16 protein-coding genes are annotated in these 17,959 nt (G+C 38.1%); all 16 read left to right on the top strand.

Annotation, left to right across the window (positions count from 1 at the left end; genetic code table 11):
* The first annotated feature begins 4 nt into the window (after positions 1-4).
* The 16 genes from rfbG (at position 5) to QUE41_RS06020 (ending at position 17,801) form a co-directional block, all read left to right on the top strand.
* Positions 5-1,105 (top strand): CDP-glucose 4,6-dehydratase, encoded by a 1,101-nt coding sequence (gene rfbG / locus QUE41_RS05945; RefSeq protein WP_286341968.1) that lies wholly within the window; start codon positions 5-7, stop codon positions 1,103-1,105.
* A complete protein-coding gene (locus QUE41_RS05950; protein ID WP_286341969.1) occupies positions 1,093-1,500 on the top strand; it encodes a WxcM-like domain-containing protein in 408 nt (135 codons plus the stop codon). The genes rfbG and QUE41_RS05950 overlap by 13 nt, the downstream gene beginning before the upstream one ends.
* On the top strand, positions 1,490-2,359 hold the full coding sequence (locus tag QUE41_RS05955) for an SDR family oxidoreductase (protein ID WP_286341970.1): 870 nt from the start codon (positions 1,490-1,492) through the stop codon (positions 2,357-2,359). Before QUE41_RS05950 ends, QUE41_RS05955 begins: the two co-directional genes overlap by 11 nt.
* A 96-nt stretch (positions 2,360-2,455) precedes the next feature.
* Positions 2,456-3,844, top strand: coding sequence for a lipopolysaccharide biosynthesis protein (locus QUE41_RS05960; protein ID WP_286341971.1), 1,389 nt, complete (start codon positions 2,456-2,458; stop codon positions 3,842-3,844).
* Positions 3,837-4,910 carry a nucleotidyltransferase domain-containing protein gene (locus QUE41_RS05965; RefSeq protein WP_286341972.1) on the top strand — a complete coding sequence of 358 codons (1,074 nt, stop codon included), beginning with the start codon at positions 3,837-3,839 and terminating at the stop codon, positions 4,908-4,910. The genes QUE41_RS05960 and QUE41_RS05965 overlap by 8 nt, the downstream gene beginning before the upstream one ends.
* On the top strand, positions 4,907-6,130 hold the full coding sequence (locus tag QUE41_RS05970; protein ID WP_286341973.1) for an alkaline phosphatase family protein: 1,224 nt from the start codon (positions 4,907-4,909) through the stop codon (positions 6,128-6,130). The genes QUE41_RS05965 and QUE41_RS05970 overlap by 4 nt, the downstream gene beginning before the upstream one ends.
* The gene (locus QUE41_RS05975; protein WP_286341974.1) at positions 6,127-7,152 is read left to right on the top strand and encodes a glycosyltransferase family 2 protein; all 1,026 of its coding nucleotides are present in this window, start codon (positions 6,127-6,129) and stop codon (positions 7,150-7,152) included. The genes QUE41_RS05970 and QUE41_RS05975 overlap by 4 nt, the downstream gene beginning before the upstream one ends.
* A 228-nt stretch (positions 7,153-7,380) precedes the next feature.
* A protein-coding gene (locus QUE41_RS05980) for an IS3 family transposase (protein ID WP_286341975.1) occupies positions 7,381-8,555 on the top strand; the annotation gives its coding sequence in 2 pieces (ribosomal slippage) (positions 7,381-7,660 and positions 7,660-8,555; 1,176 coding nt in all).
* Positions 8,556-8,824: 269 nt separating this feature from the next.
* Complete coding sequence (locus QUE41_RS05985; RefSeq protein ID WP_286341976.1) at positions 8,825-9,754, top strand: glycosyltransferase family 2 protein; 930 nt, start codon at positions 8,825-8,827, stop codon at positions 9,752-9,754.
* Positions 9,747-10,805, top strand: coding sequence for an EpsG family protein (locus QUE41_RS05990; RefSeq protein WP_286341977.1), 1,059 nt, complete (start codon positions 9,747-9,749; stop codon positions 10,803-10,805). Before QUE41_RS05985 ends, QUE41_RS05990 begins: the two co-directional genes overlap by 8 nt.
* 278 nt (positions 10,806-11,083) lie before the next feature.
* A complete protein-coding gene (locus QUE41_RS05995) occupies positions 11,084-12,082 on the top strand; it encodes an acyltransferase family protein (RefSeq protein ID WP_286341978.1) in 999 nt (332 codons plus the stop codon).
* Between the two features lie 34 nt (positions 12,083-12,116).
* On the top strand, positions 12,117-13,253 hold the full coding sequence (locus QUE41_RS06000; RefSeq protein ID WP_286341979.1) for a glycosyltransferase family 4 protein: 1,137 nt from the start codon (positions 12,117-12,119) through the stop codon (positions 13,251-13,253).
* A complete protein-coding gene (locus QUE41_RS06005) occupies positions 13,253-14,215 on the top strand; it encodes a UDP-glucose 4-epimerase family protein (protein ID WP_286341980.1) in 963 nt (320 codons plus the stop codon). Before QUE41_RS06000 ends, QUE41_RS06005 begins: the two co-directional genes overlap by 1 nt.
* A complete protein-coding gene (locus tag QUE41_RS06010) occupies positions 14,212-14,766 on the top strand; it encodes a sugar transferase (RefSeq protein WP_286341981.1) in 555 nt (184 codons plus the stop codon). Before QUE41_RS06005 ends, QUE41_RS06010 begins: the two co-directional genes overlap by 4 nt.
* Positions 14,767-14,787: 21 nt before the next feature.
* Positions 14,788-16,764 (top strand): polysaccharide biosynthesis protein, encoded by a 1,977-nt coding sequence (locus QUE41_RS06015; RefSeq protein ID WP_286341982.1) that lies wholly within the window; start codon positions 14,788-14,790, stop codon positions 16,762-16,764.
* A gap of 38 nt (positions 16,765-16,802) precedes the next feature.
* Positions 16,803-17,801 carry an NAD-dependent epimerase gene (locus QUE41_RS06020; protein ID WP_286341983.1) on the top strand — a complete coding sequence of 333 codons (999 nt, stop codon included), beginning with the start codon at positions 16,803-16,805 and terminating at the stop codon, positions 17,799-17,801.
* Positions 17,802-17,959 lie beyond the last annotated feature (158 nt).

The raw sequence follows: 17,959 nt of genomic DNA on the forward strand, positions 1-17,959 counted from the left end.
TTTAATGTTTAATAATATCTATAAGGATAAAAAGGTACTAGTCACCGGACACACTGGTTTTAAAGGTGCATGGTTAACTACTTGGCTCATTAAACTGGGTGCAAAAGTTGTTGGTGTATCAAAAGATATACCTACTACTCCCTCAATGTTTGAAGAACTTAAGCTTCAAAGTCAGATAGTACATTATAAAGAAGACATAAGAGATTTAGGCAAGATAACGCAAATTGTTGAAGGCGAGAAACCTGATTTCTTGTTTCATCTTGCAGCGCAGCCGATAGTATCAACATCATACAGTGATCCTATTGAAACAATATCATCGAATGTTATGGGGACTGCCAACGTATTAGAGGCGTTGAAAGTGTCAAACCATAAGTGCACCGCAGTTATTATTACAAGCGATAAAGCATATGATAACGTTGAGCAGGTTTGGGGATATAAAGAAGATGACATGATGGGAGGAAAAGACATTTATAGCGGAAGTAAAGGAGCTGCTGAACTTATAATTAAGTCTTACTTCCACTCATTTTTTAAAGCGGACCACTGTAAAGTTAAGCTCGCTATTGGCAGGGCTGGCAACGTTATTGGAGGCGGTGATTGGGCTAAAGATAGAATTGTCGTAGATTGTATGGAAGCTTGGAGTGAAAAGAGAAGCGTTGAGATCAGAAGCCCTGAAGCTACGCGTCCCTGGCAACATGTTCTGGAACCTCTGAGTGGATATTTGAATTTGGGACAAGCGTTGTACTTCAATGATGAAATAAACGGAGAAGGATTTAACTTTGGCCCTAGAGCAGAACAAAATCATACAGTAAAACAGTTATTAGAAGATCTTAGCAAACATTGGAATTTTGAGGACGTAAATCATGCGTTTACGGTCACTGATAACATTCCGTTTCATGAGGCGGGATTGTTAAAACTGAATTGTGATAAAGCTTTGTTTTATCTTCATTGGCAAGCAAACATGGCATATGAAGATACCATAAAGTTCACCAGTGAATGGTATTATGACTTTTATAACAGCGACAAGAATATATTAGACAAAACAATTGAACAAATCTGTGATTATGAGCGTATGGCCTGCGAAAAAGGACTATCATGGACGGAGTAATATTAACGCCTCTTAGACGGATACATCACCCAAAAGGCGATATTTTACACGCAATGAAGCTCAGTGACTCTGGTTTTGATGGGTTCGGTGAAGCGTACTTTTCGTCTATTCATAAGTCGAATATAAAGGGCTGGAAAAAGCATACTCGAATGACTCTCAATTTAGTTGTGCCTCAAGGTGCGATTGAATTCGTAGTCTACAACGAGGAAAATCAACAGTTTTTCACGACCAAATTATCAGAAGATAACTACCAGAGACTTACGGTTAAACCCAACCTTTGGTTAGCCTTTAAAGGAATCGAAGAAAATAATTTATTGCTAAATCTAGCTAGCATTGAGCATGACCCAACTGAGGCAGTAAGCTTGGATCTAGAGAGTATTAGATATGAGTGGTAGAAAAGTTTTAATTACTGGTTCTAATGGCATGCTAGGCAGTAGTCTGACAAAATTACTTCCTTACAAATTAATTGCTCTTAACTCTCAAGAGTTAGATATAACTGACTCAAATAAGTGTTTCGATGTTATTGAGAGAGAAAAGCCAAATATTATCATTCATACGGCTGCTTACACAGATGTAGAAGGCTGTGAATTGGATGCTGATAAAGCTTACAAGATAAACACAATTGGAACCCAAAATCTAGTAAACTGTTGTATTGATAAAGATATTCTTTTTATCTATATATCAAGCACAGGGATCTATGGAGAAAGTAAGGAAAAAGAACTTTATAATGAATTTGATAAAGTTAATCCAACAACCATACATCATAAATCTAAATATGAAGCTGAGAAAATTGTTGAAAGACACTTAAGTAGATACCTGGTTCTTAGAACAGGATGGCTCTTTGGTGGCGACGTAGAGCATCGAAAGAACTTTGTTTATAAAAGATATCTAGAAGCAAAAAATACGAAAGAAATGTATAGCGATGAGTCTCAAATAGGCAATCCTACATATGTAAACGATTTGGTCGACCAAATTAAAGTATTAATAGAAGAAAACCAATATGGACTGTTTAACTGCGTAAACAAAGCCGAAGGAGTATCTAGGTTTCATTATGTAAGCAAGATAATAGATAGCTTTAAACTGACTTGCGATGTGAAAAGAGCATCTAGCAAAGACTTTAAACGAGTTGCAAAAGTATCTAAAAATGAGTCAGCTCAAAATTATAAGTTAGAGCTTTTGAAGCTTAATGTGATGAGTGATTGGGACAATTCTTTAGAAAAATACATTGCTGCATTGGAAAAGAAGATAGATTAGTTCTAACACGTTATCCTGTAGGATGAAAATCTGAATATGTTCAGACCTAGATCTTTGTAAGTTGATGTTATATCAACCTCAAGGTTTGTTCCTGTTATGAGCAATGGAGAGTCATTTTTTGTGCTAAAAAACATATCACTCTATGCTATATTTGGTGTTGTCGCAAAATCATTTTCATTGCTTATAACCCCTATTATTGCACGTAGTCTATCTGTTGAGGACTTTGGTACTTATATCGTACTTGTTTCAGCTATAATGCTGATTCAGAGTGTTTTTCTATTTGGATTCGAAAGTTCATTAAATTACTTTTTTAATAAGTTTAAATCCGAAGTGAACAAAAAAACACTGGTCAGTACTCAGACCTTGTTTATATTGATAACTACAGTAATTTCAGCATTGATTATAAGCTTAGTCTTATCCGATACTGTAGAAAATATCAATATAGTATTGACCTGGGGTGTGTTATCTGTAGTTGCTGTATACTTTGCGACCTTGCTAAAGGTCGATATGAACGTTAGCGCGTACATAAAGAATCAGGTCCTTCAGTCCGTTTCACTATTATGCTTCATTTATTTACTCGTTGTTGCATTCTCGCAGTCATTGGAAGGTATAATATATGCAAATATAATAACCCTAATTCTATCGATTGTATTTACATACTTTTTTATTAAAAAGTACTTAGGTATGAGATTTAGTACAAAATTGCTTAAAAAAGTACTAATTTATGGTTTGCCTCTTATGCCATCCGGTGCTCTGCTATGGGCATCAATGCAGTTAGATAGGTATTTTATACTTTACTTCTTAGATGATCTTTCTCTTGGGATCTATTCATTTGCAATTGCAATTGTTATGATTCCGATGTTTTTAAAGACTGCAGTTAAAAGTGCCATCGATCCATTCATTATGAAAAGCTTTCATAAGGATGCTGTTAAAACAAAAAAAGTTATAAGTAACTATTTTTCACTAAACCTATTGGTGTTTAGCTTTTTATTTTTGCTCTTGTCACTATTTTCTCATGAAATAGTCCTACTAATGGGGGGGGTGAAGTATTTAGATTCAGTTCCATACATACCATGGCTGGTTTTAATTACATGTCTGACCACCTGCAATCAATACTTTATATATGGACTGAATTTTTCGAAACGGAATGCCTTCATTTTGAAAGGTCTTATATATATGTTAGTCATCAATGTCCTGCTAATGTTCTTTTTCATTAGAGGATTTGGTATTAATGGAGTCATAGCGGCAAGTTTCATAGCGAACGCGTTTTACACATTATATATATATAATAAGTCAAATAGTCTTTATCAAGTCAGTTATCAGACAAAGAAAAATACGTTAATTGTAGCTAGTGCATTACTTCTATTTTCTGTTAATCACTTCATTTTTCCAGACGATTATTTTTTAAAATTTGTATCATTGTTCCTTTTTATTGCTGTGAATATTCGCAAACCTGTTATATCAAGAGATGCATTACATGATTGAAATTGAAGAAAAACTAAAGAGCGACATCGAAAAAATTAAAAAAATAACGTTATCCATGCTAAATAGAGACAACATAATTTCTATTTATTTATACGGAGGGTATGGAAGGGATGAGGGAAGCTGGGTATTGGAAAAAGAAGACGGCCAAACTCGTGTGAAGCCCTATAATGATTATGATATTGCTCTCATAGTAAAAAATAAATTTTCACTTTCTGAATTGAGAAAGCTGGAAGATGAGTTGAAACAGCACTTAGAAGTGAAATGGATAGACCTATCACAGTATAAAACCATAAATTTAAAGTTATTCAAACCGACAATTAAAAATTATGACTTCAAATACGCATCAAAATGGATTTATGGTGATAAAGATGTATTAGGTAACATTCCGACCATAGATAGAAAATCTATTACGTTAAAAGATGTTGAGACTCTATATATTACAAGATTGTGGACATTGCTCGGCTCTTTCCCTGAAAAAGGGTTAGTCGAAATGTCAAAAGAAGAAGAGATGTTCTTCAGAAATCAAATGGCTAAGTCCATTCTTGCGATTGTCGATAATATCTTAGTTTTAAATAAAGATTATGATGCAAGTTATATAAAAAGAGTTAAAATCTTAGAAAATCACTCAAATGACAATGATCTATTAGATTTGTCTAAATGGGCATTAGAAGAAAAGCTCTTCCCCAAAAGCGAAGGAATGAGTGCTGAACAAGTAAAGGAATTATACGAAAAAGTTAACACCTTATACTTTAAGTATTTCTACTCGACCTTAAGCTTGTATTATAAGAGAAAAATAGAACGACCAGAGGATATAGATAAGTATATTATTTATAATCCTATGGACCTTATTAAGAGAAAAATTAAGAAGTTTGTACTCAATGATGAGCGACGTGAGTTGAATATGCATCTTTCAATCTTGCAGGGATATATAGGATATTACTATTTTAATATGACTAAAGAACATGCTGACAAAATTAAAATGGTAATGAAAAAAGAGTTTAATTTCTTTTCCGATGATATGGATGAAATCAGATTGAAGGTGGCAGATTTGAGGGCGGGACTTTGAGCGATAACAAAGTTATATTGGTACTGGTTGATGCATTGAGAAGTGACTACATCACAGAAGAGGATTCTCCATTTTTATATGACTTCTCAAGAAAAAACAAATATTGTAAACATGTAACCCAAAGCCGTTCTTTTTGCGAGAGAGCAGAAATTTTTACTGGCTTATCTCCTCGAGAGTCTGGATATTTTACCGCTATAGGCTATTGTCCAGATGAATCTCCATTTAAAAATATGAAAATACTAATGGTGTTTTCATTCTTCGAAAAACTTTTTGGTAGAAGCAGATATTCCAGGGCGGTAAAGAACAGAGTTTTGCGATTCTTAACTAGAAAAAAGCAAAATGGTATGCGCAGTTACTCTATTCCTACTGAGATATTAAAGTACTTCTCTCTTACTGAAGATAAGTTCGATTTTAGAGACGAACGTGCATTTGATGGTAAAGACAATATTTTCAAAGATTGCAGAGATAGAGGGCTAAAAATTTACTATGATTCTTTTACTGCTTTAAACTTTACCAAGTCATCTTCTGATGACTGCAGATTAGCAATGGTTGAGGATAACATAAACTCTGATTATAACTTATATCTAACGTATATAGGTGTGATGGATAGTTGTGCTCATACTTATGGGCCTCAGAGTGACGAAAGAAAGCAAGAACTAAAAAATCTTGATCGTAAGCTCAAAATCTTTTATGAGAATGTCATTTCGAAAAACAAGAATGCGAAATTTATTTTCCTCGGCGATCATGGAATGGCCGATGTTCATACGGAAATAGATATCGGAAAAGAGATCGAAAATATAGCCATCGAAAATCATTTTACTCTTGGCAAGGATTATATTTATTTCCTAGATTCCACGATGCTCAGAATTTGGTACTTGAATAAGAGAGCTCTTGAGGTCATAGACGAAAAGATCAAGCAAAATAAGAGTCTAAAAAGTAATGGGATCTTTGTTAATGAAGAGACTGCAATAAAGGAAGAAATACCCTTTCCCGATGAGCGATATGGGCATACTCTTTGGATGGCTAATTTGGGAGTGTTGGTGTTTCCTGACTTTTTTCACAGTTCCAAAGCATATAAAGGAATGCATGGGTATAACATCGACGATATAAGTAGTAAGGGGACTTGCATAGTTTCGTCAGATAGCTATGAATACGTTAATAACATAAAACTAACGGATGTATATAGCATACTTAAAGAAGAGTTGGATATAAATTCATGACCAAAAAATCAATCTACACTGTTTCCGTATGCATTTCGGTTCATAATACTGAACGACTTTTAAGACGATGTCTTGACTCTGTAGTTTCCCAGACTTTAAAGAATATTGAGGTTATTCTAGTTAACAACGGCTCTACAGACTCTTCCTTGGATATAATGCTAGAATACAAAAAGAATTACCCCGATATCATAAAAGTTTACTCACAAGAAGATATGGGACTAGCTCAAGGAAGGCAAACAGGTATTAATAATGCAACCGGAGAATATATCACCTTTTTGGATGCTGATGATTACGTAAAAAATGATGCTTATGAAAAGATGTACACAAGTGCAGTTGAGCACAAAGTGGATATTGTTGAGTGCCGCACTTCCAGAGATGATGAAATAATCGAATCTAAATATTTTGGTGTGCATGAAACACATGATTTATTAAAAGATTACTTCCTTTACAGTCGGATTCCTCCAATGATGTGGTTGAGGCTGTACCGAAGGAATTTATTCGAAAGCCCCGTGCTTCCGGATATGTATGTGAATAACGAAGATATATTTGCGTTTCCTTGTTTGTTATATAAAGCAAAAAATATTTTTTTCTTGAAAGAACAATTGCACTACTATACAACAGATAATGAAAACTCTGTTATGAATGTTGTAAAAAACAAAATTATAAATGAAGAAAGAGTTATAAGTAACAGAGTTAAAACTCTGTCTGTGATTGAACACATTAAAGATAAAATCGGCAATGAAAATATTGAAAAATACTTTTTGAGCGAATTTAAGACGTATACTGCTAGAGTGATACTAGATTTTTGCTTGAATAACTTTAAGTCGCTTAAGCCTCGTGATAGCGTCAATATTGCTTTTAAGAACACCGGTGCTAATTTGTCTGAGGTAAGACAGTGCTTTAAGGGTATTAGGTATAATAATAAACTGATTCAAAAGTCAATTAATACGCTTGGGCTTAGAAAAACTATAGCATTATATCGCTTTTCAATGAAAATTAGATCATCGCTTCAATTTGGTTAAGGACCAATAATGAGTCTTATAACCTATTTCAAAATTTCTAAATCTAACTCTATCTAGCTTAGGTGAAATCTATTATTCGACGATGGGTTTGTTGTAATCTAAACCGCTTGCGCTACATGCTGTGTTAAGCGATTGGAGTCGCAAGTCAAGGTCAAACAGTAACTAACACAAGACCTTGAAGTTGACCCGTTTTAGTGGACACCAAAATCGTTAGATTGAGGTGTCACAATGCCTGCCTACAAGACAGGAAAACGAACCCAGCAGTACAGTGTAGAGTTCAAGGTAAAAGCGGTGACTTGGTCACACCTTCCTCATCGTTCAGTAAAGGAAGTAGCCCAAGCTCTGGACATTCATCCGTTCATGTTGTCTCGTTGGCGCAAAGAGTATCGAGACGGCAAATGGGGCATGACAAAAAAGACTAAAAAGCAGCCAGATCAGCTTTCCAAAAGTGATGAAATCAGCCAACTCAAGCGGCGTCTTGCTGAGTTAGAGCTGGAGAATGATCTGCTAAAAAAGTGGCAACGGTTTCAAGCCGAGGAACAGAGGAATCGTTCCGATTCGTAGCGCGCTATCAGGGTAAAATCCGACTATCGAGATTATGCCAGTTTGTCGGCGTTTCACGGTCAGGTTTCTATGCCTGGAAGAAGCGTCAGCCCAGCCAACGCGCCCAAACTGATAGTGTCCTGAGCAGAGAGATTCAGCGGCTTTTCCGTTTGTCCAAAGAGCGCTACGGCAGCCCTCGAATTCATGCCCAGTTGAAGCAGAAAGGCATTAGCGTGGCTCGAAAGCGAGTGGCTAGGCTAATGCGTGAACTTGGCCTTAGGGCGCGTTCTGTGAGGGTTTACCGTCAAATGAATAAGCGGCGGCAAACTTTGAAGGCAACAGAAAACCTGAGGCTGACTAGTGACGCCCCAACTGCTGTCAATCAGCAATGGTCCGGCGACGTTACCTACTTAAAGCACGGACGGAAATGGTACTACCTGGCAGTGATTATCGACCTGTACTCCAGAAAGGTTGTTGGTTGGTCATTCAGCGATAACCGGACGTCAAAATTGACCGAAGGTGCCTTGGTGAAAGCGCTACGTACGCGGCGCCCGAAAGAGGGCTTACTGTTCCATTCTGACCGAGGTATTGAGTACCTGAATGAAAACCTACAGGGTTACTACAAGCGTCATGGAATCAGACACAGCTTGAACCGAGCTGGTTGCTGTACTGACAACGCCGAGGTGGAGTCATTTTTCCATACATTGAAAGGCGAAATGTTCCAGGGAGCACGGTTCCGAGATCATTGGAAGTTGAGAGACGAACTGGCTAACTATATTGACCAGTTCTATAACCGTCGACGTTTACACTCGAGCTTGGGCTACCAAAGTCCACACCAGTTCGAGAGACTCGCGGCATAACAAACCAGTGTCCACTTTATCGGGTCAGGATCACCTACATCTTCGAGTTCAGGCAGAAAGCACTCAATCTTATCGAAAAATTTGACCCTGCTATTGCCGTCAAGATTTCTGTCTTCTGAACTCGGAGGGTCAGAGGGACCAAGGAAAGCGAGCTAGCTATCTCAAACCATAATTCCTAAGTTGAGTGCGCCAAAATCCAGGGTTAACTCCATGAAATCTTATGATTTTTCTTCTTACACTTACTGCATGTGAAAATGAGAACTTTGGCAATGATATCAGTAGTAATTCCTTTATATAATAAAGCCTCAACTATACGTAGATGCTTAAAGTCTGTTTTCTCTCAAAGTGAACTGCCAAGTGAGTTGATCATCATAAATGATGGAAGCGTCGACAACAGTCTAGCTATTGTGAGAGAAACAGTAGATCTCAGTTCGGGAATGTCGATCAATATAGTAGATCAAGAAAACTCGGGAGTTTCCTATACTAGGAATAAAGGAGTAGCATTAGCTAAAAACGATTATGTTGCATTTCTGGACGCTGATGACGAATGGCATGAGGAATTTATCGCAAACGCGAAAAACTTGATCCATAGCTATCAGAATATATCTCTAATCACTTGCAAACATAGCATCAATGATATTAGTTTGGGATGCTACATTCCTAAACAGATTTTTGGTACCGATGAAACCGGGATTATTGATAATTACCTTTCTCGAGCTAAGTCTTATCCTATCGTAAATAGCTCTAAAGTCGTCGTTAATAAGAAGTACTTCTTAGATGTTGGTGGATTCCCCGAGGAAGCTAAAGTCTCAGAGGACTTATTCTTATGGATTAAACTCTCAGAATGTGCCCCAATTGCATATACCGACAAACTGCTAGTCACGGTTCATCAAGCGCCGGATAACAGCAGAAGTGCTCGAGTAGGCGAGGTTCCTTACCCAATCGTATATTTTTCATCAAAAAATGTAAATGTGACAACAAACAGCGATCTGTATATGCTGTTGTGGTCGATTCACTTTAAGCATATATTGGGATCTTGTACGATTAATAAGAGAGAAGCATTTAATAGGGTTGTATTTGGTTTAAGGTTATTCAAGTATAAAGGTGCATTACTTTTCCCCTTATTGCTCATCCCCAAGTTTGTCTTTAACCACATAAGAATTAGAAGAAGAAGTAAGATGGTTCAAAACAATGTATAAAGTAAAGTCTTTCAGCGTATTTATCTTTTTAAGTATGTTGATCTCTATTTTTACTGGCATTAGATTACCTGACGTAGGTCGCGATACAGAGGCTTATATAGAATACTTTCATGATTCCTCAATAGATGATGGATTTTATGATCGGTTTGAGCCTGGATTTTCTCTTTTGATGCAACTGTTATCTAAGGCAGGATTAAGTGTAGAAGTGTTTTTTACTTGTGTTGCGTTTATAATAACAGTTACCTACTTATATATCTTTAAACGCACTTATAAGCATTGTTTTTTGGATAAGAACCCTTCCACTAGTATCATAACTATATTCTTTTCGTTGTTGTTATTCTCAAGTTGGTATATTGCTTCCACTACAAACGGATTGCGACAGGGATTAGCGTTGGTTTTTTTATATCTGTCTCTGTTGGAGTTTTTTTATAACAGTCATAAGCTGAAATTTGTTTTTTTATTTGTTATAGCGACATTATTTCATTATAGTTCTATATTAATATTACCATTTTTAGCGCTTCACTATCTGCGCTTTAGGTTTGTTTTTATAATTTGGGTACTGGTGGGCTTAGGTTTTGCGTTGGGAGTAAATGAACTTGGCGTAAAGTTGATTTCAGAGACTTTTGGTTTGCCTATCTATGAGTATGTTAAGTACTACTCATTGGAAAAAGGATCTGAAGAATTAGGGGGAGGGATGTATGAGGGCTTTATTACGAGTTTCTTTATATATACCATATTATGGCCGCTGATTCTTCTTTTCGTCTTAAAAGTTAAGACTCCTATAAAAGAAAAAATGATAAATACCGAAAATGTCTATATTTTACTGAAAATATATTTTTCACTTTCACTAGTTTATTTTGTCATGGGGTTTGGGCCTTTTTCTAATCGATATGCATTGTTTTCTTGGATGCTTGTACCGATAATGCAAATCGTTATATTTAGATTATCTATTCGTTTGCAGACAGAAAAAATAATACCCCTGTTTTTTCTGTTTTCGTCTTTGGTATTCTTTTTATACTTGAGGCTTGATTGGATCCGATTTATTAAATGATCAGTAAATGAAAGTAAGAGCATGAAAGTCAATTGAACACTCAGCTTTATAAATAAAATTTTACTCTGTCTTTTATGTTAGACGAACGCAAAAAATCCAGTTGTAGAAGACTCTTAAAAAGTTACCTTTTTGAAAATTGACTCGTAAATCTTCTCTATAAATGAATCTAGTAGACTTAGGCAGCCTATTTAAGTTTTAAAAAATATAAAACCAGAACATATTATTATGCTCTTGTTTTTTGATTGAATGTAATGAAGGAATATTAGGTTTAAATTGTAATGTTAATATCGGTACAATATCTACGTGCATTCGCGGCAGTCATGGTGGTTTTAACTCACACTGCACATAAACTAAATGTAAACAGTGTAAATATACTCGATTGGTTCGAAATTGGTCACTATGGAGTAGATCTTTTCTTTATTATATCTGGCTTTATTATGTGCCTGACTGTAGAAAAGAAAAGTATTTCCTTTCATAGTTTTATGAAGGCTAGGTTTATTCGGATTTTGCCCTTGTACTGGGTGTTGACTACTGTTGCTCTAATAATTTATTTAGTTGAACCTTCATTAGTAAATAGTTCAGGAGGAAACACGTCGATATTAACATCTTACTTCCTGATCCCTACCGAAAGTAAGTTTTTGATAAGAAATGGATGGACTTTAAGCTACGAGTTTTTGTTTTATCTGATTTTTGCAGCATTTATTTTTTCAAGCAGACAAAAGTTTTATTCTTCTCTTTGTTTAGTCTCTCTAGTGTTGTTAGGAACAATTTCACCAATCGATACAGTTATTTTTGATTTTATAACATCTCCGTTATTATTAGAGTTTTTCTTTGGGATTTTGTCTTATAAGATAATAAAACAAGAAATTGTCTCTCCTTGGGTTGCTTTATTATTAATCATAATTAGTGTTTCACTGCTCATAACATTAAATGCTTTTGGTCCAATTAATAGTTTTTTAGATCGTTCATTATATGCTGGTCTACCGATGTTCATTTTCTTTGTAGGTTTTGTTTCTTTAGAAAAATACATGCCCAAGTTTAAATTTCTATATAATGTCGGCATGTCGTCATATTCATTATACTTATTACATCCGTTTGCTCTATCTGGAGTCACTGTCGTATTTAAGGTGTTTGGTTTGATTGAGATACCATATTTATATATGCTTTGCATGATAATAGGGTCTGTAGTTTCATCTTATCTATGTTATATTTGGGTTGAATTAAGATTGGACAAAGCCATAAAAAACAAAAGCTATGTGGCAACACTTGCAAGATGATGATGTGACCTGATATCAAGAGTTTTATAATATAATGAAAAAAATACTTTTTGTTGTTAATGTGGATTGGTTTTTTATATCTCACAGACTTCCAATTGCATTAAAGGCTATAGAGAATGGTTATGATGTTCACCTTGCTTGCACTTTTAGCGATTGTAAAGCTAAGCTTGAAGCACTTGGCATAACTTGTCATGATATTACATTTTCACGGAGCGGCAATTCGTTAAAAAGGGAATTTAGTTCAATACTCTCAATTCGGAGATTGATAAAGACTCTCAAAGTAGACATTGTGCATGCAATAACGATAAAACCTGTGCTTTATACAGGAATTGCCTTGCAGACGATCAGCAGTCCGCCAGCTTTTGTAGCTGCAATTTCTGGTCTGGGCTATGTATTTACGGCAGAAACTGCTAGAGCAAGAATAACGAAGCTATTAGTTTCATTAATGTATAGGTTTGCGTTACGTACGCAACACAAAGTTGTTATTTTTCAAAACAACTCTGACCAAGCCATTTTGTCCGAAATCGTTAAGTTAACAGTGCATGATAGGACCTTGATAAAGGGATCCGGTGCTGATCTTTCTGTCTATCGTAATGAGCCAGAACCTTCAGGACATAGGATGGTAGTAAGCATGGCGTGTCGATTACTACGTGAAAAGGGCGTTTACGACTTTGTTGATGCTGCTAAGATTGTTCAGAGTAAATGGCCCAATGTCGACTTTTGGTTGATTGGCGATGTTGATCTAGAAAATCCTAATTCGGTAATGCAAGAAGAGGTAGACGACTGGGTAAAGCAGGGTATTATCACAGCTTTAGGTCATCGCGATGATATTCCTGAACTATTCGCTAAATCGAATATCGTCACAATGCCATCATTTTACGGGGAAGGTGTTCCTAAAGTTCTTATTGAGGCTGCTGCTTGCGGGCGACCCATTGTTACTACAGATAATCCAGGCTGCAGAGATGCAATTGTTGACGGAGAAACAGGCCTGCTTGTACCGATAAAAAACGCTGATGCGCTTGCCGAAGCTTTGATGATGTTGCTTTCAGATAAAGAAGAGAGGGTTAGAATGGGCGAGCGAGCAAGGATGTATGCTGTAAAAGAATTTGATGTGAGCAATGTCATATCTAGACATTTAGAGATCTATCAAACATTAATGGTGGGTAGATAATGACGGTACTAGTTACTGGAGCATCCGGATTTGTTGGCACTAAACTGTTAACTCGCCTCTCCCTTAAAGATGTTGTTGCCTTCGGCCGAAAAAGGCCTCAATCACTTGAGTCAAGCCAGTATTTTGAGGGCGAAATTGATGGGGAATCTGACTACTCCTCTGTTCTAGATGGTGTTAGTGTTATTGTCCATTTAGCCGCTAGGGTTCACGTGATGGGAGACTCTGTTGAAAATCCTTTACAAGCCTATCGCAAAGTTAACACTGCCGGTACTATAAATTTAGCAAAGCAAGCTGCTGCTGCGGGTGTAAAGCGTTTTATATTCATCAGTTCAATTAAAGTAAATGGTGAAAGCACCACTGGTGGTAAGCCGTTTACTGAAAGAGATGCTCATGCATTTGAGGATCATTATGGGCAATCTAAATCTGAGGCCGAACTAGAGCTACAAAAGATATCAAATGAGACTGGGTTAGAAGTTGTTATTATTAGACCTACCCTGGTTTATGGTCCAGGTGTAAAGGCCAACTTTGCTTCATTAATGAACTTGGTTTCGAAAGGTATTCCTTTACCATTTGGCGCTATCAACGCTAATCAACGTAGCCTTGTTTCGGTCGATAATCTTGTAGATCTAATTGTCATCTGTATAACTCATCCAAAGGCTGCCAATCAAACCTTTTTGGTTTCAGATGATCATGATGTTTCTACATCTTCGATGGTCAGAGAAATGGCAAAGGCTCTCGGCAAATCTGAATGGCAAGTGCCGATTCCAGTTTGGTGTTATATAGTTTTGGGTAAATTGCTCAAGAAATCGGATGTAGTAGATAGGTTAACTGGTTCTCTACAGGTCGATATCACACATACAAAGAAGACTTTGGGTTGGACACCTCCTCAAACATTACAAGCCGGCTTTAAGCAAACCGCTGATGCCTTTTTGAAATCCAAGGAATGTAGTAATAGATTATGATTCGTATAGTTGATTTTTTTGCAGCTTTGATAGGCTTAGCGCTTTTATGGCCCGTGTTACTTATTGTCACTTTGGTTGGTTTCTTTGATACTGGTTCACCTATATTTATTCAAAAACGTGTTGGCCGAAACAAGAAATCGTTTAGTCTAGTCAAGTTTCGCACTATGGCGATTGAGACAGAGTCAGTAGCTAGTCATCTCGCCAGTAATAGATCTATAACTAAGTTTGGTAAGTTTTTGCGTAGGACAAAGATAGATGAACTTCCTCAATTGTTAAACGTCTTGCTTGGCCAGATGAGCCTCGTAGGTCCTAGGCCTAATCTATATAACCAAAAGGAACTTATCGAAGAGAGAAGTAAGTTGAAGGTTTATGAAGTGTTACCTGGCATTACTGGGTTAGCACAAATAAACAATATAGATATGTCTACACCGGAGTTGTTGGCTAAAACCGATAAAGAAATGATCGACTCATTAAGCTTGAAAAACTACTTTACTTATGTGTTAAAGACCATTGCTGGTAGCGGGAAGGGTGATGCTGTTCTTAAGAAATAATAGTCATAGGAGGCAATGAATATGGAAAGACTCAATTTCTTCTGGAGTTTGCCACGCTATCAGAAACGCATATTGAGCTTAGTGATCGATTTTGCTCTAATTTGTTTTTCTTTTTACTTGTCTTTGTTAATTAGATTGGGTGAGATTGATGTAGCCATTAGTACGGAAGCAACCTATACCTTAGGTGCCACTATTCTAATGACTCTTATTGCATTTGCTAAGTTGGGTTTGTACAGAGCAGTATTACGATATTTAACGTTTCATGCTTTAACTGTGATTCTAGTAGGGGCAGGATTTTCTTCGCTATGTCTCTTCTTATCCTCTTACTTATTTGATGCACAATTACCTAGAACGTTACCTGTTATATACTTTACATTCTTATCAATTTTGTGTGGTGCAACTCGGTTGACCGCTAGGTCATTAATCGTATCTTCAAATAAGAAGGGGTGCGAGAGTGTGCTTATTTACGGTGCTGGCACAACCGGAAGGCAACTTGCAATTGCGCTAAGGAACTCGGAAAGTTATCAAGTTAGGGGTTTTATTGATGACGATCCATATAAGAAAAAGTCAATAATTCAAGGTGTTACTGTATACTCCGGTCGGAATATCGAGTCCCTTGTTAAAAAAATGGGCATCAAGAAGATATTGCTAGCTATTCCTCAGTCATCACGTACTCAGCGAAAGTCAATAATAGATAGTTTGATCCATTTACCTCTTGAAGTGCTTACTGTGCCGAATTTTAAGGATATTGTAGAAGGCAATGCAAAAGTCGATGAGTTAAAGGACGTTCCTATTGAGGACTTACTCGGAAGAGAACCTGTAGATCCGAATAAAAAACTTATGGCAGCAAACATTCAGAACCAAGTCGTTATGGTGACTGGAGCCGGGGGTTCTATTGGTTCGGAACTTTGTCGACAGATCGTAAGACAAAAACCGAAAAAGCTAATATTGTTTGAAGTTTCGGAATATGCTCTATATCAGATAGACAAAGAACTTGGGAAGTTAATTGTAGATGGCTCGTTAGACGTTTCCGTAATTCCGTTGCTGGGCTCTGTCCAAAGGATAAATCGTCTAGTAGCAACTATGAAGTCTTTTAAGGTAGATACAGTATATCATGCAGCTGCATACAAACACGTTCCATTAGTTGAATACAATGTAGTAGAAGGTATTAGGAATAACGTGTTTGGTACATATTATTGTGCAAGGGCTGCTATTGAAGCTAAAGTAAGTTCTTTTGTACTAATTTCTACTGATAAAGCCGTACGACCAACCAACATAATGGGAACATCCAAAAGGATGGCTGAACTGGCCTTACAGTCATTAGCGGATGGTGCTGTTGGACAACAAACTTGCTTTAGCATGGTTCGATTCGGAAATGTTTTAGGTTCCTCAGGATCTGTTATCCCGCTTTTTAAGAAGCAAATAGCAGAAGGCAATACTGTTACGGTTACTCATCCTGAGATAATTCGTTATTTTATGACCATACCCGAAGCCGCTCAGCTAGTTATACAAGCGGGCGCGATGGCAAAGGGGGGCGATGTGTTCGTTCTTGATATGGGAGAACCTGTAAAGATTTTAGATTTAGCTAAAAAGCTTATAAGGCTGTCTGGACTAGAAGTGAAAAGTCCGAGTAATGAAAGTGGAGATATCTCCATTGAGTTTACCGGCTTGAGGCCAGGGGAAAAACTCTTTGAGGAACTGTTGATTGGCGACGATGTTAAGAGTACCAGCCATGATCGAATAATGACAGCTAACGAAAAATTTATGAAACGCGCCGACTTTGAATCACTGCTTGAAGAACTCGACGATGCCTGTCATAACTTTGAGCATGAGAAGATAAGAAACTTGTTGTTACAGGCACCTACAGGCTTTAATCCTACAGATGGAATTGGTGATTTAGTATGGAATGAGTCACATGGTTTAGAGGAAAATTTGAAGTTAGAAAGTTCATTTTCAAAGTACTCAAGAGCAACCAGATTTAAAGAAGTTTCAATTTGAAGAAGTTGTTTGTAAGACAGAAATTAAGGTTATCTTAGATGCGAATATTAGTTACCGGCGCCGCCGGTTTCATCGGCTTCTACACCAGCAAACGTCTGCTGGCCATGGGCCACCAGGTGGTGGGGCTGGACAACCTCAACGACTACTACGACGTGGCCCTCAAGCGTGCCCGTCTGGAGCAGTTGCTGCCGGAGGAGAATTTCAGCTTCGTTGAGCTGGACCTGGCAGATCGGGAGGGGATGGCCCAGCTGTTTGCCAGCGACCAATTTGACCGGGTGGTGCACCTGGCCGCCCAGGCCGGGGTGCGCTACTCCATCGACAACCCCATGGCCTACCTGGATTCCAACCTGGCGGGGATGATGACCATTCTCGAGGGCTGTCGTCAGCAGAAGGTGCCGCACCTGGTGTATGCCTCCTCCTCCTCGGTGTACGGCATGAACAAGAAGGTGCCCTTCAGCGAGAGCGACGCGGTGGATCATCCGGTGAGCCTGTACGCCGCCACCAAGAAATCCAATGAGCTGATGGCCCACACCTACAGCCACCTGTATGACCTGCCCACCACCGGGCTGAGGTTCTTCACCGTTTACGGCCCCATGGGCCGTCCGGACATGGCCTACTTCAGCTTCACCCGCAAGATCCTCGCCGGTGAGCCCATCGACGTGTTCAACCACGGCAAGCTGTCCCGGGACTTCACCTACATCGACGACATCGTCGAGGGCGTGGTGCGGGTGATGGAGGCGATCCCCCAGCGGGACGACAACAACGACTGCGCCACTCCGGACCAGTCCAGCGCCCCCTACCAGCTGTTCAACATCGGCAACCATCAGCCGGTGGAGCTGCTCACCTTCATCCAGACCCTGGAGCAGGCTCTGGGGGTCAAGGCCAAGTTGAATATGAAGCCGATGCAACCCGGTGACGTCTACACCACCTTCGCCGACACCGACAACCTGCAGCAGGCGGTAGGCTTCAGCCCGGATACCTCTCTGGCAGAGGGTCTGCAGCGGTTCGCTGATTGGTATAAGGTATTCTATTCTTAGGTTAACCTACTGGTATGAAATGGAATATGTTGTGGGGCTATAGGCTTTTGGGGGATAGCTAAAAGCATGAAGCGTCCTAGATATAGGTGGCTAGTCATAAAAGTAAGTTATTCCTTTCGATTCTTCTAAAGCTAGCCGAGGTTTACGTTTGCCAAGCT

Origin of the sequence: Ferrimonas sp. YFM (genome assembly GCF_030296015.1) — a bacterium.
Classification (GTDB): domain Bacteria; phylum Pseudomonadota; class Gammaproteobacteria; order Enterobacterales; family Shewanellaceae; genus Ferrimonas.